Annotated in this window: 17 protein-coding genes and 1 pseudogene; 16 read left to right on the top strand and 2 right to left on the bottom strand. The window is 31.3% G+C overall.

Translation table 11 applies throughout. The annotated features are described in order from the left end of the window. Positions 1 to 1,154: pseudogene (locus ACQYZ7_RS08100) on the bottom strand (hypothetical protein); the annotation flags it as partial. A gap of 416 nt (positions 1,155 to 1,570) precedes the next feature. Between ACQYZ7_RS08100 and mnmE the strand changes: the two are divergent. The 8 genes from mnmE (at position 1,571) to ACQYZ7_RS08060 (ending at position 9,287) form a co-directional block, all read left to right on the top strand. Then, positions 1,571 to 2,965 (top strand): tRNA uridine-5-carboxymethylaminomethyl(34) synthesis GTPase MnmE, encoded by a 1,395-nt coding sequence (mnmE, locus tag ACQYZ7_RS08095; RefSeq protein WP_430729266.1) that lies wholly within the window; start codon positions 1,571 to 1,573, stop codon positions 2,963 to 2,965. A 404-nt stretch (positions 2,966 to 3,369) separates the two neighbouring features. Beyond that, positions 3,370 to 3,606 carry a hypothetical protein gene (locus ACQYZ7_RS08090; RefSeq protein WP_430729265.1) on the top strand — a complete coding sequence of 79 codons (237 nt, stop codon included), beginning with the start codon at positions 3,370 to 3,372 and terminating at the stop codon, positions 3,604 to 3,606. A gap of 28 nt (positions 3,607 to 3,634) precedes the next feature. Then, positions 3,635 to 6,328 (top strand): toxin-antitoxin system YwqK family antitoxin, encoded by a 2,694-nt coding sequence (locus tag ACQYZ7_RS08085; RefSeq protein WP_430729264.1) that lies wholly within the window; start codon positions 3,635 to 3,637, stop codon positions 6,326 to 6,328. Positions 6,329 to 6,338: 10 nt separating this feature from the next. Next, positions 6,339 to 6,683 (top strand): hypothetical protein, encoded by a 345-nt coding sequence (locus ACQYZ7_RS08080; protein ID WP_430729263.1) that lies wholly within the window; start codon positions 6,339 to 6,341, stop codon positions 6,681 to 6,683. Positions 6,684 to 6,827: 144 nt separating this feature from the next. After that, positions 6,828 to 7,565 carry a hypothetical protein gene (locus ACQYZ7_RS08075; protein ID WP_430729262.1) on the top strand — a complete coding sequence of 246 codons (738 nt, stop codon included), beginning with the start codon at positions 6,828 to 6,830 and terminating at the stop codon, positions 7,563 to 7,565. A 46-nt stretch (positions 7,566 to 7,611) separates the two neighbouring features. Then, positions 7,612 to 8,274, top strand: coding sequence for a hypothetical protein (locus tag ACQYZ7_RS08070; RefSeq protein ID WP_430729261.1), 663 nt, complete (start codon positions 7,612 to 7,614; stop codon positions 8,272 to 8,274). A gap of 22 nt (positions 8,275 to 8,296) precedes the next feature. After that, positions 8,297 to 8,479, top strand: coding sequence for a hypothetical protein (locus ACQYZ7_RS08065; RefSeq protein WP_430729260.1), 183 nt, complete (start codon positions 8,297 to 8,299; stop codon positions 8,477 to 8,479). A 100-nt stretch (positions 8,480 to 8,579) separates the two neighbouring features. Beyond that, entirely contained in the window at positions 8,580 to 9,287 is a 708-nt protein-coding gene (locus ACQYZ7_RS08060; RefSeq protein WP_430729259.1) for a hypothetical protein, read from the top strand. A gap of 658 nt (positions 9,288 to 9,945) precedes the next feature. Here the strand turns inward: ACQYZ7_RS08060 and ACQYZ7_RS08055 are convergent. Further along, positions 9,946 to 11,193, bottom strand: a complete 1,248-nt coding sequence (locus ACQYZ7_RS08055; RefSeq protein WP_430729258.1) for an IgaA/UmoB family intracellular growth attenuator — start codon at positions 11,191 to 11,193, stop codon at positions 9,946 to 9,948. A gap of 149 nt (positions 11,194 to 11,342) precedes the next feature. On the opposite strand from ACQYZ7_RS08055, the gene ACQYZ7_RS08050 reads away from it, so the two are divergent. From ACQYZ7_RS08050 to ACQYZ7_RS08015, 8 genes are all read left to right on the top strand, one after another. Further along, the gene (locus ACQYZ7_RS08050; RefSeq protein ID WP_430729257.1) at positions 11,343 to 11,849 is read left to right on the top strand and encodes a hypothetical protein; all 507 of its coding nucleotides are present in this window, start codon (positions 11,343 to 11,345) and stop codon (positions 11,847 to 11,849) included. An 89-nt stretch (positions 11,850 to 11,938) separates the two neighbouring features. Continuing rightward, complete coding sequence (locus ACQYZ7_RS08045) at positions 11,939 to 12,313, top strand: hypothetical protein (protein WP_430729256.1); 375 nt, start codon at positions 11,939 to 11,941, stop codon at positions 12,311 to 12,313. Between the two features lie 80 nt (positions 12,314 to 12,393). After that, positions 12,394 to 13,101 carry a hypothetical protein gene (locus tag ACQYZ7_RS08040; RefSeq protein WP_430729255.1) on the top strand — a complete coding sequence of 236 codons (708 nt, stop codon included), beginning with the start codon at positions 12,394 to 12,396 and terminating at the stop codon, positions 13,099 to 13,101. 36 nt (positions 13,102 to 13,137) lie between these two features. Beyond that, complete coding sequence (locus tag ACQYZ7_RS08035; protein ID WP_430729254.1) at positions 13,138 to 13,695, top strand: hypothetical protein; 558 nt, start codon at positions 13,138 to 13,140, stop codon at positions 13,693 to 13,695. A 45-nt stretch (positions 13,696 to 13,740) separates the two neighbouring features. Beyond that, positions 13,741 to 14,499, top strand: coding sequence for a hypothetical protein (locus tag ACQYZ7_RS08030; protein WP_430729253.1), 759 nt, complete (start codon positions 13,741 to 13,743; stop codon positions 14,497 to 14,499). Between the two features lie 101 nt (positions 14,500 to 14,600). Then, on the top strand, positions 14,601 to 16,649 hold the full coding sequence (locus ACQYZ7_RS08025) for a tetratricopeptide repeat protein (RefSeq protein WP_430729252.1): 2,049 nt from the start codon (positions 14,601 to 14,603) through the stop codon (positions 16,647 to 16,649). Continuing rightward, a complete protein-coding gene (locus ACQYZ7_RS08020) occupies positions 16,639 to 17,271 on the top strand; it encodes a response regulator (RefSeq protein WP_430729251.1) in 633 nt (210 codons plus the stop codon). Before ACQYZ7_RS08025 ends, ACQYZ7_RS08020 begins: the two co-directional genes overlap by 11 nt. Before the next feature lie 145 nt (positions 17,272 to 17,416). Then, positions 17,417 to 18,049: a hypothetical protein gene (locus ACQYZ7_RS08015; protein ID WP_430729250.1), complete on the top strand. Its 633-nt coding sequence runs from the start codon at positions 17,417 to 17,419 to the stop codon at positions 18,047 to 18,049. The last annotated feature ends 138 nt before the right edge of the window (positions 18,050 to 18,187 follow it).

The raw sequence follows: 18,187 nt of genomic DNA, 5'->3' as shown, positions 1-18,187 counted from the left end.
TCTTCTGTAGTGGCTCCTGTATTCCATAAATAAGTATAATCTGTCGTTCCTCCTGATACTGTTAAATCAATAGCTCCGTCACTTCCTCCACAGCTTAAATCACTTCCTAACAAAGAAAGTGACAATACTGATGGTTCTGCAATAGTTACTTCAGCTACTGCTACACAGCTATTCGCATCAGTAACAATAACACTGTGTGTCCCTACTCCTAAATCATTTACATCTTCTGTAGTGGCTCCGGTACTCCATAAATACGTGTAAGGAGCTTTACCTGCTGTTACTGTTAAATCACCTTCTCCATCATTTGTGCCATTACATTTAATATCTGTTCCTACAATAGCTGCTGTGGGAGTACTGTCTATCGTAATATTTTTTGTTATTGAATTTGTATCTCCATCTTCATCTGTAACAACTAGTGTTACAATTTTAGAGCCTCCACTACTATAGCTAACATTATGAGGACCTTCTGTTGTTGCCATTGATGGTGAAGAATCTGTTCCAAAATTCCATTCATAAGTTATTACTCCATCTCCTCCTGTTGATGTGTTTGTATATGCTATTCCTTGAAAACCTCCACTCCCACAATTATGTTCAAATGTAAAATCTGGTGCTATTGGTGTTTGTACATCAATAGGTGGTAAATTTTCTCCTGAACATTTTGACTTTTGCGTAGCACATCCTGGTCCTGAAGTACTTCCTGGTGTTTGCCATGAAAGATATACATCTGTTAACGTTAGCTCTTCACCACAAGTATAATTTACCAATTCAAACATCTGATAAATTCCTGGACTAATTGATCCTGGTATTCCTACACTAATTTTATCGCTACCTACATAAACATTTCCGTCTTTATCTATTTGATCGGTTCCATTCATCAAGTAAAATTGCATATATAAGTCTATTTTACTTGCAGCTTTTGAAATATCTACATATAAATATACACCTGAAAGTTGTTGCCCTACAGTACATGTGGTTATTGGATCTCCATTAATATCTCCTATATAAACACTTCCTATTTCAACGTCTTGAGCGCCACAACCAGAAATATCACATGGAGCTTCCATATTAACTGTTGTCTGTGAAAATACTAGACCTCCGCACAACAGCAAAACAATAAATATTAGTTTTTTTAAATGAGTCATTTTCATTCCCATACCTTAACTTTTAAAATTATTCTTTGTTCTCTAAAAACATTGGAAAACAATATATTAACCAAGACTCTAGCCTTAAACTAAAACCTACTTTATGGGGATGAGCAAAAGGGATATAAACATCTAATATGGGAGAGGTAAAAGGGATAAATAAAACACTCTTGTTTATGAAAACAAGCGCATGAGGTATTCAATAAAATTCTGTGAGGATAAAAAATAATATTTATAAGGAAAATAATATTATTTTCGAAAGGTTAACGTTTTTTAAGTTCTAAAAACTGTTACATCAAAAGTAACGTTTATTTTTAATTTTAAAAAATGAAATGTTAAAAAAGGGGGTTTTCCCCTACACTCACGTAGGGAAAAATATCTTCATTGTATTTTATAATACTTCCTTTTTAATTAGGTAATTTTGCAGTATGATACAAAACGATACAATTATTGCTTTAGCAACACCAGCAGGGGTTGGTGCTATTGCTGTTATTAGACTTTCTGGAGAAAAATCGATAAAAATTGTAGATTCATTTTTCACCTCAATAAAGAAAAATAAATCATTATTAAATCAAAAATCTCATACCCTACACTTAGGTCATATTGTAAATAATGGAGTGGTTATTGATCAAGTTTTAGTATCTATTTTTAAAAATCCGCACTCTTATACTGGTGAAGATGTAGTAGAAATTTCGTGTCATGGTTCTAGTTTTATTCAACAAGAAATCATTCAGCTTTTCTTACAAAATGGTTGTCGAATGGCCGATAATGGTGAGTTTACTATGCGTGCTTTTTTAAATGGTAAAATGGATTTATCGCAAGCGGAGGCTGTGGCCGATGTAATTGCTTCTAATTCTGCTGCTTCCCATCAAATGGCAATTCAACAGATGCGTGGGGGAATTACCAACGAACTTAAAGAGTTAAGAGGACAACTACTTGATTTTGCTGCTTTAATTGAATTAGAACTTGATTTTTCTGGTGAAGATGTAGAGTTTGCGGATAGAACCAAGTTTAAAGAATTGGTAGCAAAAATATCAGCTGTTTTAAAACGTTTAATAGATTCCTTTGCCTTTGGGAATGCTATGAAAAATGGAATTCCTGTTGCTATTATCGGTGAACCAAACGTTGGAAAATCTACTTTATTAAATGCTTTACTTAACGAAGAAAAGGCTATTGTATCTGATATTGCTGGTACAACTCGTGATGCTATTGAAGACGAGCTAATTATAGATGGTGTTGTTTTTCGTTTTATTGATACTGCTGGAATTAGAGAAACCGAAGATGTTATTGAAAGTATTGGTATAAAAAAAACATACGAAAAAGCAGAAAATGCACAACTAATCATCTTCTTAATCGACTCTAATAAATATACACACTCAAAAGAGTTGTTTTTAGAGGAAATTGAAATTATAAAAAAGCGTTTTCCTAACAAACGTTTATTAGTTATTGCCAATAAAATTGATACCTTGTCTTGTCATGACTCCTCTATTTTGCAGTCAGAAATCGAAAATTTAATTTTACTTTCTGCTAAACAAAACATTGGTGTTGATGAATTAAAACAAGAACTTATTTCATTGGTAAATACTGGTGCTTTGAGTAATAATGAAACTATTGTAACTAACTCTCGCCACTTCGAAGCTCTAACTTTAGCTTTAGAAAGTATCAACTCAGTTAAGAGTGGTATTGAATTAGATATTTCTTCTGATTTATTTGCTATTGATATTCGCGAATGTTTGCGACACCTAGGTAATATTACTGGTGAATATGATGTAGACAAAGATATTTTAGGACATATTTTCGGGAATTTCTGTATCGGGAAGTAACCATTTATTGTGTAGTGATATACAGATTAACGCATAATTCTATGAATTATGCGTTAATTAACACAAAACTTCTTGCTTAAATTTGTTGTAATACTCATTAAAATAGAGTAAACAAAAAACATATACCGAACAAATAAGTTTTTAAAAAAGTATGCCCTTATTCATTTTTTAAAATTAATAACTCAATCATCTCCCTGTAAACAGGGATGTACAAATCAATTATTTCTTTCATCTTTGTTTTTTAAATTAAATAGTTGATTTAATGAATACTAAAAACGAACACTTAAATTCGCTAAATAGCATTTGTAAACTTCTTTTTAAGTCACAGCTTACCTCAGATTTAATGAGTGAGTTAGAAGCCATTTTTTATAACAGAAAAACTTGAAGCGTTAAAATTGATTTATGTGAACGATTATGCTTTTAATTATTTTGATGCACTAGATATATACAAGTTCTTTCATCAAGAAGAAATACCCTATAATGATGACGAATATGACCAAGAACCTGATAAAACTGTTGTGTATAGTTACCTAAATATATTGTTTAAAAAACACCAACAAAAAGTATTGATAATTGATACTACTGGTGACGAGCTTATATTTTTACCCGTAGCCTATACGCTAATAACATCGCAATATTAAACTAATTATTTATTTTGAATCTACATATATGAAATTACCTATAATAACACTACTAATAACACTTTTTACTGCCACGACTTTTGCACAACAAGATACCTTATGGTTTGATGGCGGTTGGGACAAAACCACAAAAGATAAAGCCCACTTTTACAGACCACTCGTAAAAAAAGAAAAAAGGAACTTATACCGAATAAATGACTACTATATAAACGGTAACTTACAAATGACAGGGCTTTCAAAGTTTAAAGATGCCCTACATCTAGAAGGAGCTGCTACTTGGTACAGACATGACGGTAACGTTATGCAAACGGAAACCTATAAAGATAATAAGCTAAACGGTGTGAGCACCTATTATAAATATGTCGAATGTGATGATAAGCCTGCTCAAAAGGTCATCTCTGGAGTAGAATACATTAACGAAGCTAGCGCAGATGATTATTGTATTTACAATATTCGTGAGATTACTTATAAAGACAACCATCACATAAAAGAAATACGTTACGACACCGATAAAAACGGGGCGCGTGAAGTATATTACTATAAAAAAGGGCGTATCCATAAAAAAATGTATTACGATACTAATGGTAAGCTAATAGGCACCTATTATCTACCAAGAAATGGCAACGAGTATGGTGTTACTGTTAGTTATTATAGCAACCCCGTGCGCCCTAAAGAAATCACTACCATCAAGGAGGGGTACCCTTTGTACACCCAAGCCTACTACCCTAACGGTCAAAAACGCAGCAGTTTTGACACCATTCAAAAAGTTAAAACCTATTATGATGAAAAAGGCAAAGTCATGGGCAAACTGCAATATGAAGGTGAGTTAAACAAGTTGCTTTATTATAACGGAAAACGCTATACATTCTATCCTGACGGAAAAACAATTGAAAAAATTGAAACGTACGATAGTGAGTATCTTATAAAAGACGAAGAATATAATGGTGGCGTATTAATACGTGAAAATTTTTATGACGATTTCGAGGTTGTTAAAACCATCAGCTATTCTGATACTGGCAAAAAAATTGGTGAATTTACCAAAAAAGACAACGAATTAAATGGTACCATTCGTAATAAATACAATCAAATTATCACCTATAAAAATAGCTTTCCTATAAAGGCAACCATCCCTTATATAAACTCTAGAAAACTATTCTCTACACTAAAAGATTCTGTAATTACCTACCACGATACCCTTGGTAATCCCATAGCAACCTTAAAAGTAGGTTTAAAAAAAGGGAAGTACTTTCCAGACAGGCTAGAAACTGGCGAATACACACCATTGCCTATTGAAGGGACTTTGGTAATGCATGACCACAAACAGAGAATAACAAATGAAATCACCTTTAAAAACTATAAAAAAATACAAAAAACAACTTTTGATTATATAAAGGATAAGTGTTTTAAGCAGCATATACTCTATGATAATAACGAAGAACCCCTAAAGCACACGTTTTATTTTAGCAACGGTAACAAACAATATGAATTGTTTTTTAATCCTGCTACCGGTAAAAAAGAAAAAGGCATCTTTTATAATAAAAATGGCAAGCAAATTTCAGAATTCAACTATCAAACCAAAACAGGTACGTTTTATGAGTTTTATGACAACTCTGACGATATTAAAGAAGTTAGCACTCAAAAAAACGGACAATTTATTGCTGGAAAACGGTATCAGCGAGTGTATGACAGAAGCTTAAAAACATATATAAATGTACTTCGCCAAGATGTTATCGCCAATGGCGAATCAACATTTTACTCAAAAAAAGGTACTGTTATAGGTAAAGCCCTATTTAAAAATGGAAACCCGTGGTCTGGTACGGTCTTCAATTATCACACTCATAAAAAATTCGAATTTAAAGAAGGTAAAAAACACGGCATTTACATAGACTATACAGGTGATGAAAAAACCATTCGCAAACAAGGCCATTATGAAAACGGCGAAAAACACGGCGCATTCATTACATGGGGAGGCGTTAGAACGTCTTATGGATCAAAAAATATTCAGCAAAAAGAAGAAAACTATAAACAGGGGGTGCGTGACGGCTACACCATTAAATACAACAAAGTAGGCAAAGAAATTTCAAAGGTGTTATACAAAAACGGAAAACGAGAAGGCTATGCAACAAGCTATAATGAAAAAACCAATAAAACCTATCGCCTACTCTATAAAAACGACAAGCCATTTGAAGGTGTTACTGTTAATAGATTTAACGATGAAAAGGTTTATGTAAACGGGAATATCGTTAAAGAAACAAATCATACAGATGTAAAAACGCATAATAATACCTACCAAACTATTAAAACCATTATCAATCATAAAGATAAAGCAACAAAAGAGGTTACTGTTTATGATTTAAAAGACAATAAATTGCTTTCATATTCAGAAAAATATGATCAGTTGCATGGAGAAGTCATTAAATACCACAACAACAAACCCAAACATATTGCCGTTTTTAAAGATGGTGATTTACAAACAGGTGAGGTTTGGTTAAGTGGTATGACTAGATTTGAATCAGAAAAATATTTTTTATTAAGTAAGCAAGATAGCACTGTGTCAATTAAAATATATAACCAAGACTTACAGTTAATTTCACATACAGCAATTAAGCCTTCACTTTATAAAGACTATAACGAACAACAGCTTTTATCATTAAAACGTTTTGATTTAGCACCTAGATCTAGCGTACTCTTAATCTATAGTTTTCACAAAAAAATAAAATAAATTCACTAGCATGAAACCCCCTAAAAACATAGATAAAATCAACTTAATTGAAGATAACGAAACAGGCCCTTTCCCTCCTAACGGTTTTTATAAATTTAAGGAAGCTAACTTTGGCAATGGTGATTATTTTGGCTTGTATTGGGCGTTTGGAAAAGAACATCAAGAACCCATTGTTTGTGAAATATTACATGATGAAGGTATCTTAATGCCAAGATTTTCTTGCCTGAATAAATTTTTAGAATGGTATCAATTAAACGATTATGACTGGGGAGAAGAAGAAATAAATGATGACGCATTTGTTCTAAATTTCATAAAAAAAGGCGATAATCAATTAAACAATACACTGATGGTTTAGGTGAGTATAGTGAAAATTGGTATAATGTCCTTATTACAATACATTTCTAAAAAAATTTATATAATATATAAATATCCCTGTTTTCAGGGAAATGGATCTAACATAGTACTTTTATTTTTGATTGGTAATATAAACCAGTTAAAAATGAAAAGACTTACCTTTTTTTTAATCTCAATTACACTATTAGCGTGTAGTGATGACGACTCAACAAAAAACATAAACTCTCATTTAGATGGTGATCTTGAAATCCGATCTTTAGAAGATTTAAACACCCCAAAAACAAAAGCATTAAAAACTATAAATGGTAATTTAATTATAAAATACACCAATAAAGTTGAAGATTTAAAGCCGTTAGCTAACTTAGAAGAAGTAAATGGTATTTTAATAAATAACAATCATAACTTAAAGTCTTTAGATGGTTTAGAAAATATTCGGAAAATAGGATTTATAGAGATTAAAAATAATTTTGAACTATCTTCTTTATCTGGTCTTGAAAATTTATTTCTAGTATCAGAAAACTTTATTATTAAAAATAATGACAACTTAACTTCATTAGTTAGTTTAAATGGGTTAACAACAATTAAAGGGCAGTTTTTTATAAATGATAATAAGGGCTTAATTGATTTGTCAGGGTTAGAAAATTTAACTGAAGTATCAGAATTCTTGGTTCTAAATAATATTAACTTAAAAAGTCTTACAGGTATTAACAGCCTTACAAGTTCATCTGTTATTGATCTTGTTTCAAACAATTCGCTTTCTAACTTCTGTGCCTTGACAAGCTTTGTAGAACAAAATAATAATCCATCATATAATTTTAGAGCTAGGCTCAATAGTTATAACCCAACATCTGAAGATATCTTAAACGGGAATTGCTCAGAATAAAAGCTTACATCAAAAAAAATAATCATCGATATTAAATTTATTCACAATGAAAAATCACAATAGTCAATTTTTATTTGTTCTACTATTTTTCGCAACATTAATAGCTTGTAAAGATGGTAATAATAAAAGCAGCGAAACGAAGCATACAGTTTTAATAACGCAACCCAATAAAATAAATGGAACCTATAACCTTTCCACACAAAGAAAAGAAGGTGATGGAGATACATATATTACCTCCCGAAACCCGTCTGTAATCAATCATGAATTAGAGCTTAAGATTTCAAAAAACGAAGAAGATAAGTACGTTGTTGAATTAAAAGACTTTACGATACAAGTACCTGCTCCTATTTGCTCATTTGTTTACAATACCCGTGTGGATACTACAAGATATGTTAGCAACTCTTTTGGTGTAATTACTTTTGAAAAAGAAAAGCAAGAACAACTAAACAAGGTATTAAAACACTATAAGAAACTTAAAGGGAATCAATTTTTGTTTGAAAGAACTTCAGATGGTAATTTTAAACTTTTATCGGGAAAAATTTCTTGGGAAGATTACAAAAACAAAGTAGACTTACGGCATGGAGACCCTATTCAAGAGTTAAAAATGTACATGAGCCCTGATTATTTAACAATGGTCTTGAACCAAACATTTAACTATGCCGAAGGAGACTTTATATCAAACACAACTAAAAAAAATAAGACACTGTAATTCAACTGAACACCAATGATTCATGGGAAGAACACGAATTATATCAACAAAAACAAATAACTATACCATTACTTCTAGAGCTTATTTAGACAAAACAAATACTCAATGGATTAGAAGCAATATTTTAGAAACCAAACTAAGCCCACACCCGCATAAAAGGTATGAACAATATCGCCATGACCACTACTATAATTCAAAAAAATAAAGCTTTCATTAAAAAGAATTTCATAAAACCGATAGAGCTGATATTAAAAAAACTATACTACAAAACATACCAAACACAATCAATTAATCACATAAAATATATGAACACTAAAACCATCATACTACTATTTACAATAACAATCACTTTCATGTCTTGCAACACAAAAAAGCCTTTAGAATGGGATGACGATGTTGCAAACCTTACCAATAAAAACTTAAAAGGTTGGCTACAAAAAGCGCCCTTTAATAACGAATGGGTTATTGATAATAATGATGACAGCTATGTATTTACCAATCTTGAACAAGTGTTTCCATTTATGGGAAAGTTTAAAGATTTTAAAAAAGATACCAGCAAAGAGCACGCCAATGTATATCAAGAAGAAGCTGTAGTTTTTAAAGACACGCTTTGGGGCGAATCGTTTATGTATGGTATGCTGTTATACCAGCCAACCGAATTGTTTTTAAAAAACTATTATAGTGAACGTGGTAATATTATATTTTCTGGTGTCAATGCCTCTAATGAAGTTTATACAGCTAGTTTGTCTGAAACATTTTCATATGAAAAAAATACCAAGTATAAAGCCGCTGTTTATTGGGTAAGCTGTGGCTATAAAACCTATCTTTTTGGGTTTTATCAACAAGGTCAATTAGTATTTGAATTTGGTTTTCCGTGCAAAAAAGACAACCAACTTGAAGGTCTTGAAAAACTAAAACAAATTAATACTGTTTTAGGGTTAGACATCAAACAATGGAAAAATGCCACTAGTAACGACCTACAAATAAATCGTCGTCCAAAAAGTTTTAAATAAAAACTTTGTATGTGTTTACATAAAATGAAACTGCTATGAGTGAATTACAAAGCCTATACAAGACATATTCTAATAGCAAACTTGTAACCATACTTCACGAAAAAAGCAAATTCAAAAAGCAAGAGCTCGCAGAAAACAAATACAATCGTTTCTAAACCCTGTTAATACGCCCTAAAAAATTATAGCATTTGTGACGATTACTTTAGGTCTGTTTTCGTTGCATGCTCTTTATATTGACGCCAACTACTACTATATTATCGCATTTGGTTCAAACTATGAATCCCCCCTTTAGGCCCTATGATTTTGTACTATTATTAGGGGACATCATAACACCTATTATTTTAATTATGTTCTATATGCTTATAAAAATGAGTTGGAATTTGTTATTTATTTGTCTTTTAATAAAGTGCCTCTATATTATTGATTATAATTTGATCCGCCATATATCAGCAATAGGAGAATTTTTTATAACAGAAATGCAAATGATTAGCTTACTTATGTCTATTAGAGTCTATTGGCTTGAGAATATTCATGCAGTTATATATTTTATTGATTTGCAATTAATTATATGTGCCTTTATTCTTATACTAAAAAAAGCGAACGGACATAACCCCATAACAATCAATGTTTTAAAAAATAAAATAGGTTTAGACTGGTGTTATTCTGTAAGAGGAATTAGATTTTCATAGTATTTCTGGATGTTCATGTTTCGTTGCTTGTTATAGTGATAACTTTTGTATGCTAATGGCGCATGGATAATTATTAAGATGAGGTTTAAAACCATAAATATTGCGGGCGCATACAAGTACAATTGTTTAAGAATAGCTAAATAATACTCTGCACTAGGTCTTATGTTGTTAGTTAATTCCTGCACTGAAAGCAAGCTTATAATAAGCGCCATAATTGCAGTTACCGTCATAATAACATGACGATACCAAGGTAGAGATGGATACTTCTTTTCTTCAGTTTCTAGTGATAAATAAGTTCCAAAACGCATTAACCTGCCATCTTTAGTAACATCTACTTCAACAAGTGTATCATCATCATCTTTTCCATCAGCTAACATAAACGGGAGCCAATACCTATTTTCAAATTTCAATTCTGTAGTTCCCATAAAGGGTTTTACTTGTTGTACATTTTGAGAGGCATCTACTGTTGCAGAATAGGTAACAACGCCTTTTAGCGTACGCACATCATCCGGTTTTGATAACTTTGGTTTACGCCAAAGAAAGTAAAACGCTACTACAAATAGAAGCCCTCCTGGAATCGCTCCGTAGATGCTATAAACGTCCCAAAGTGCTGTGAGTGCCATGAAGAACAAGGCTGGAATCATTAGAAAAGCACCTATAGTACCTTTCCATGCTTTTTCAACAGCTTGAACTTCATGACTTGTTTGCTTACGATTATGAATAAGCTCAACATCACTTCCTGCAATCTTCCCTACTTCTCCTTTTTCTATTTGTTTTTCAGTAATTATATAGTTTAAAAGAGAAAAACTCTCGTTTAAACTTATAACTACTGGAAGTTTATCGGTTTTAATCACTTCAGCAGTATTATATTCCTTCAAATAATCAAACCCTCGATCATCTAAAGTTACTTCTAGCCCTCCAATTAAATTATGCCATATAGTATTGTGGCGAGTTTTTATACCATGACGATCAAACTTACCTTTTAATAAATATACCTTATTATCTAGACGCTTATGTGTTTTTTTATATTTTTTTTGTGTTTGCAAATCGTCTAGTAACGCACACTCCTTTTCGGTAAGCTCGCGGTGATACATAAGTGTATTTATAGCTTTTTTGGCGGTTTTGTTGTCTTTATTTCTTCTTTTTTGATAAATTATGGCATTGTAAAGCGAATAAAATAGTGCTGCAAAAACAAAGATTATGTAAAGTGTGTTCATTTGGGTAGTAAATTATGAGTTGTATTGTAAAACGATGTCAAATGTCTATTCATTTTTCATAACTAGAATCCCTGAAAAAAGGGATATTTTCTTTTTAACTAAAATCTAAATTTGTATCAATCATTTTTTACGATGTATAAAAACTTTAAATGATAAGAAAAACAATCACTACCCTCCTACTTATAGCATGTGTAAGCACGTTTGCTCAAAACGTAACCCTAGAAGAAATTTCTAATAACATACTGCAAATAGAAGCCGATACAACATTCACTCTAACCGAACAAAATCAATTAAAACAAATAAAAACGACTTTAGATGGTGGTTACCATTTAAAAATCTGGCATAAGAGGCGCAAAATTTCCAAAATAGTTGAAGAAATAGGAGTTTCTTACGGTAGAATACAAACTACTGTGTATTTAACAAACAATACTCCTATTAAAATTATAGAAACCGAAGATAATTTTGCAGAAACACCTACTGGATTAAATTACAAAAAACTGAACAACGCCTATAAAGTTACGCACGACATTCTAAACTGGGAACAGCAAAAAAAAATCACAAAAGAAGCAGGAACACGCGTGTTTAGCACTCATAAAAAAGCGATTCTTGATTACAAGTTACTTATTGACAGCGCCAAACAAGCCATTAATGAATAATAGTGATAATTTCCTAAAAAAAATGAAAACCCCTGAAAACAGGGATTTTTAAGCTTAAAAAGCATCATACTTTTGAAAAAAACAATCGTATGAAAACACATCACAAAATAGTATGTATTTGGTTGCTATCTATAGTAACTATTAAAGCAACGTATAGTCAAAACAGTTTTAGGGTTTCTAAAGAAAAAGAACTTGCACGTATGTCAATAAACACATCGCGTTTAATAACAGAAAACGAAAATGTAGGCGATATATTTCAAAACTATATAAATCAGATACAAAAAACAAGCACCGATTTAGGTATGGAACACTTTAAATTCGACTCAAAGTCGTTTTCTCTGTATAAGGAAGAAGATACAGAATGCCTGCGCCTCTCTATTGAACTTTCCATGATGTTTCATTATGATAGTAAGAAAGTAAACGCCTTGAGTAAAGCGTTACATGCCACTAAAAATAAAACCTGAGCCATGGCCATGCATTTATATTATGAATAACTAACATCTGTTTTTTTATGCTCACTTTTAAACTCAAAACACAGTTAGTTATGGTATGCCTTTGGGCTGCTTTTTTACAGACTTATGCTCAAAAAACACCTAAAGACACGACGCTTTATAAATCAGGTTTCATATCGCTTACCTATCAAAAAGCGGTCTATAAAAACACTATTATTTATAATACTAACAAAGAATTAGACCGTTTACAAAAAGAAGATGGCGATACTTCTTTCGACATATTTTACACGCCCTTATCGTTGGTAGGCTCTATTTTATCTTATGAAAAAAACACCTATGCCTTTCCTCATGGTGGGTATAGCGTTCAAAATAGCATTATACAAACACTAAATTTAAAAACGCAAAAACCCTATAGTATTTTAGATCTTGTTGATGAAACGTCATTGCTTAATGCACTAAAAAACGACGCATACATCAACACTTTAAAAAACATTGATATGCAAAAGCTTAAAGCGTGTAAATCGGTTGTTAAGAGTTTAAAAATACTCAACCAACCACTACATAAAACCAATCATTTTACCTTATATAGTTTTGCCATACTAAATTATAACCCTGACAAAAACAAAATTTTAATCCGGTTGATTAGAACATTGCCACGAAGCATAACCCTCACAGAATATTTGCAATTAGGACTAGAGGTGACGCCTTTGAAACATTTTGAAGACACACTAAAAAGTGATGATAGCTTTTTTTTAGGTCATTTTAGAAGAGGCCGGCTGGCAGCTCAAAGTTTTTATTAAAAACATATATATCTTTTGAAAACAGGTCGTTTACATATGATACTACTTTATGTTGCATTGCTTGCTTCTTGCAATAACACATCTCAAATGGAAAGGCATAATAATCAAGAAGCAGGATTACCTAAATTGCAAATTTCACAAACCAAAATACCTAAAAAACAATATGAAATTTTCAAAAAACAAATACATAAAGAAAATGAGTTAAAACGTAAAATACAAGCTGCCGAAAAGCAAATTACCTATACAACCTATTACTATTTAAAAGGGATAACACCCCAAATAACACTACATCTAAACAAAAATGGCACTGGATATATAAAAAACAATATTACAAATAAGATTTATAACATCGTGTGGGTAGAAAATAAACCTGTGATAAACTTCATTTCAACAACTAACAAGAAACTACCCTTTAATAAATTAAAACGTCTTGACCGAAAAACACTGCTCTATCAATCTGATACTAAAGGGCAAGAAAAACATTTCTACGGAAAACTTACCGATGAAAATAATTTAGAAATTTTAAGTTTAATTGAAAGTATGGAAAGTAACACATCAACAAGCTCACAGAATGACTGTTGTAAACTCAAATAATAGTCACCAAACACTCATATCATGGCTTACAAAAAAAGACATATCTTGCTCCTAATTGTTTTAAGTCCCTTACTTTATTATTTAGGAAATCAGTTAATTGCAAAGCTATACAATATAAAATACCCGCTTTTAGAGGAGCAAATTAACACTAGAGATTATACTATAGAACTCGTATTTAAATCTAACTATTTATCACAAATAACTAAAGGCGGTGGTTATTTTAATAAAAATGACGTTTCTTATGTGATGCTAGATACCTTAAACGAGCAATTCGTGTTTGCTGCCAATGGACTTCAAGACAAAACTAATCAATATAAAATCAATAATTTAAGCCAGTCTAAATTTTCTGATATATATCCACCAACCGATGTAATTGTTTCTAGAAACGGTACAGTCATTCTTTCACAAGTTAATCCTCAAAAAAACTTTCGTGATTCTATAAGAAAACATGCCGTAGCCATTCATCCTTTAAAGGATTATTTTGAAAACACCTCAAAGCCACTCATAAAAAAAGTATATGAATCTAAAGACAAACTCCATCTAAATAGTTTAAACCCATTACAAGTTTTTGCCTTACACCCAACGGGTCCTAAAACAGAACGAACATGGAGCGGGCATCAATATCTTAAAATATGGCTTGATAATACCTACATTTATTTTAGAACAGCTACCAACAACACGAATATAACACTATACCCAATAACATTTAGTAACAACGAGCGGCAAACACTGATGTGTCTTGAAGGAAGTGTTTATGTCATAAAGCCCGTTAGAGATCGAGATCGCATACCTCTCTGTGAATAAAAATAATTCATTTATATTAGCTTTTTTACTACAAAAAACACTTGTATTTCGTGTTACAACAATTTAAAAATATCCACTTATCCATACTAGCGTTTTTGCTTATGCAACTATGCTGGTCTCAACAACCTACAACAGCAACACAGTGGTTTCAAAAAGGGCTAACTCTTATTGATCAAAAACAAAACTACCAAGAAGGCATAAAAGCACTAGATTCCGCAGCTTTATTAAATCCTCCTTTACCAATGCTCATCCAAGTCAAATATGCAAAGGCTGTAGCTTTAAATAGTCAGGGACACTTTACCAAAGCCGCATCGATTTTACTAAAAAATATCCCACTCATAAACCGTTGTGACAGTACAAAAAGAGTTAGGTTTCACGCAAACAATTACCGTGCTCTAGGCGATGTATATAAAAGTAAAGGAAAGCATTTACTTGCTATGAAAAATTATCAAAAAGCATTAAAATTCTCTGAAAAATATTCTAAAAAAAGTAGTGCCCTAATATTACACCAAATAGGTGTTTTGCTGCTAGAAAGAGAAAATTATTATGAAGCTGAAAATTATTTAAAAAAAACGGTAGATGCATATTTGACCCCAGATTTAAAGTTGGGAGTACATCTAAACCTAGGGGAAGTATACTCAAAAACAAACCGAAAAAACAAAGCAAGACTACAGTATGACAAAGCAAAAAAAATGGCTTTTGAACACAATAATCAAGTTGCTCTATGTCACATTTATATAGGGTATGCTAATTTATTTTTTGAAGCTGAAAATTACAATAAAGCTATTGAATATTATGAAAAAGCCATTACACTTTCTAAAAATTTAGGAGCACAATTACTAACTACATCGTCATTATTACATTTAGCAATTGCCTATAATAAAACAAAACAAGGCTTAAAAGCAATACCGTATTTAGATAAAGCAGCCACTTTTTTAAAAAAAGAGCCTTCTCTAAACTATCAGTTGAATTTATATAACACCTATGCTTTAGTATATGAAAACGTTGGCGATTATGAAAAAAGCATCTTGTACTTAAAAAAAGTAGCAACAGTTAAAGACAGTCTCTTTAACACAAAAAAAAACAAGCAATTTGAAGAATTAAAAATAGCTTATGAAACCAAAAAGAAACAACAAGAAATTGCACTTTTAAGACTTCAAAAGAAAAAAAATGAATTAGAAATTTCTCAAAAAGAAAAAACCTTAAAAACACTAAATCTAGAAAAAGAGCTTGAAGCATCACAAAATCAAAATACCATTCTTCAATTACAAAAAGATCGCGGCGAAAACGAAAGTAAAATTATTTTATTAAAACAAAGTAGAGAGCTTGCCAAGACTGAAGCTAGTAAATCACAGCAATTAAAAAATGCCTATCTTATAGGGTTTGTTATTTTTAGCATTCCTTTAAGCATATTATTGTTGGTATATTATCAAAAATTAAAAACCCAAAAAGAATTAGCTAAAAACCAAAAAGAATTAAACGTCAAGCAAATATCTAATCTTAAAAAAGAACAAGAGTTAAAAAATATTAAAGCCTCTATAGAAGGACAAGAAAAGGAACGAAAACGTATAGCTCAAGAGTTACACGACGCTGTTGGCGGAAGTCTAGCCGGAATTAAACTACAGTTAGACCACTTGTCTTCAAAAGAGCCTAAACTATCAAGTATTATCGATCACCTAGACGAAACCTATAATCAGGTACGTCACATTTCTCATGATTTGCTTTCAAAAAAAATAGCCAATCAACAATTTACACAGCTTATTAAAAACTACCGACAAAAAATAGCCGCTTCAACACACTTGAAAATAGAAACATCATTTTTTAATGAATCACTCATCAACAAAGCAAATAACACTATACAAACACATTTATATAAAATACTACAAGAGTTAATAAATAATGTTATAAAACATGCTGAAGCATCTATAATTGAAATTCAATTAAACGCACATACGGATATAATTAACCTTCTATTTGAAGATAACGGCAAAGGGTTTGTTTATAATGAAGAAATGAAAGGTATTGGCATTCACAATATAAAAGAACGCATAAACTTATTAAAAGGAACAACGACAATAGACTCAAAACCAAACCACGGCACACTTGTAAACATTGTTATACCTATAAAATCCCAACCTCATGACACATAAAATAATTATAGTTGATGATCATAAAATGTTTATAGATGGCTTGATTAGCATTTTTGAAGACATACCTACAGTTGATATTGTTTTAAAAACTGACAAACCTAAAACAGTACTGAAATATTTAAAATCTACAAACGCTATAGATTTAATTATTTCAGATATATCCATGCCTGAAATGGATGGCATCGCATTGAGCCGTTGTATAAAAAATGACTTTCCTCACATAAAGATGCTTATGGTAAGTATGCATAATAATTCAAATATGTTTCATCAATTAAAACAAAACGGTGTTTATGGTTATGTGCAAAAAAATGCCTCAAAAGCCGAATTACTAAAAGCGGTAAAAACTATTTTAGCAGGTGAAAATTATTTTTCTCATACAATACTTAACACTTATAAAAAAAGTTTGTTTACAGTACAAGAAACCAAAGAAACACCATTAAGTTCAAGAGAGCTAGAAGTTTTAGAATTGATAGCACGAGAATATACAACTAAAGAAATTGCTGAAAAACTCTTTATAAGCAAACACACAGTTGAAACCTATCGAAAAAATTTGTTATTAAAATTAGATGCTAAAAACCTTGCAGGGCTTACAAAACATGCTATTTATTTAGGGTTATTATAGATTTTAATTTTACTTTCTTATCTAACCCTTTTTTAAAATAGTTCTTCACTTCGAATTTATAACGGTTTACTACGTTTATAAAACAGATTTCTATCTACTTACATAGGTTTATAATTTTACAATGAATTATAAACTATAACTAAAAATGGGACTATACGTTACTAGTGGAGCACTTGCTAGCTTTAAAGAGATAGATGAAGAAGCTTTTGAACATTACACTTCTGTTTTCAAAAACATTAATAAGTTACTTGAGTTAGATGGTATTACACCTTATAAAGAACCAGAAGAATTAGAATCTAAACCTCTTGAAATAGGCGGATTTCCTTATGAATATATTCACCATCTAAGACGTTTCTATGCTTATTGTGCAGAATATGAAGACTGGTCTCCTACTCCATTTAGTCCAGACGCCCACCCTTCTGAAGATTCACTTGTAGAAGATCATACATCATTATTAACCTGTCATCTTTTATGTCATTCAGACTCTGATGGATTTTATGTTCCAGTAAAATTTGTTGATATTGTTTTTGCTACAGATGATATTCCTGTTCAAGGCACAATGATTGGCTCCTCTTATTCACTGCTTAATGAATTAAAGTATATAGCTAACAAACTTAATATTCAGCTAGACGAAGAGGATAAAATTGTAAATATTAATGAAGTTAATAAATCAATTAACGAGGAAAATGATTTTTGGAGAGAAAAGTTAGTTTGGTGTGAATTATTTGATGCAGCAAAACATAGTATTCGCAACAAAGCTGCTATTATTTTTCATTAAAAAACTTCAACAACTTAAGAGATAATTAGAAAAATAATCTCTTAAAAACAGTTTACAAGCCCACATAATATGATTATCTTTATTCTGAAAAAAAATAAAGATTGGCCTTTACCTTAAAAGGCCATATGGTGTAGTCTG

Source organism: Tenacibaculum sp. SDUM215027 (assembly GCF_050566205.1).
GTDB lineage: Bacteria > Bacteroidota > Bacteroidia > Flavobacteriales > Flavobacteriaceae > Polaribacter.
Note: the sequence above shows the minus strand (reverse complement) of the source record. Positions and strands in the feature narration are given on the sequence as shown.

Excerpts from the sequence above, each read along its gene's own strand:
- mnmE (WP_430729266.1), top strand. The coding sequence starts at position 1,571 with ATGATACAAAACGATACAATTATTGCTTTAGCAACACCAGCAGGGGTT.
- ACQYZ7_RS08085 (WP_430729264.1), top strand. The coding sequence starts at position 3,635 with ATGAAATTACCTATAATAACACTACTAATAACACTTTTTACTGCCACG.
- ACQYZ7_RS08080 (WP_430729263.1), top strand. The coding sequence starts at position 6,339 with ATGAAACCCCCTAAAAACATAGATAAAATCAACTTAATTGAAGATAAC.
- ACQYZ7_RS08075 (WP_430729262.1), top strand. The coding sequence starts at position 6,828 with ATGAAAAGACTTACCTTTTTTTTAATCTCAATTACACTATTAGCGTGT.
- ACQYZ7_RS08070 (WP_430729261.1), top strand. The coding sequence starts at position 7,612 with ATGAAAAATCACAATAGTCAATTTTTATTTGTTCTACTATTTTTCGCA.
- ACQYZ7_RS08065 (WP_430729260.1), top strand. The coding sequence starts at position 8,297 with ATGGGAAGAACACGAATTATATCAACAAAAACAAATAACTATACCATT.
- ACQYZ7_RS08060 (WP_430729259.1), top strand. The coding sequence starts at position 8,580 with ATGAACACTAAAACCATCATACTACTATTTACAATAACAATCACTTTC.
- ACQYZ7_RS08055 (WP_430729258.1), bottom strand. The coding sequence starts at position 11,193 with ATGAACACACTTTACATAATCTTTGTTTTTGCAGCACTATTTTATTCG.
- ACQYZ7_RS08050 (WP_430729257.1), top strand. The coding sequence starts at position 11,343 with ATGATAAGAAAAACAATCACTACCCTCCTACTTATAGCATGTGTAAGC.
- ACQYZ7_RS08045 (WP_430729256.1), top strand. The coding sequence starts at position 11,939 with ATGAAAACACATCACAAAATAGTATGTATTTGGTTGCTATCTATAGTA.
- ACQYZ7_RS08040 (WP_430729255.1), top strand. The coding sequence starts at position 12,394 with ATGGTATGCCTTTGGGCTGCTTTTTTACAGACTTATGCTCAAAAAACA.
- ACQYZ7_RS08035 (WP_430729254.1), top strand. The coding sequence starts at position 13,138 with ATGATACTACTTTATGTTGCATTGCTTGCTTCTTGCAATAACACATCT.
- ACQYZ7_RS08025 (WP_430729252.1), top strand. The coding sequence starts at position 14,601 with ATGCAACTATGCTGGTCTCAACAACCTACAACAGCAACACAGTGGTTT.
- ACQYZ7_RS08020 (WP_430729251.1), top strand. The coding sequence starts at position 16,639 with ATGACACATAAAATAATTATAGTTGATGATCATAAAATGTTTATAGAT.
- ACQYZ7_RS08015 (WP_430729250.1), top strand. The coding sequence starts at position 17,417 with ATGGGACTATACGTTACTAGTGGAGCACTTGCTAGCTTTAAAGAGATA.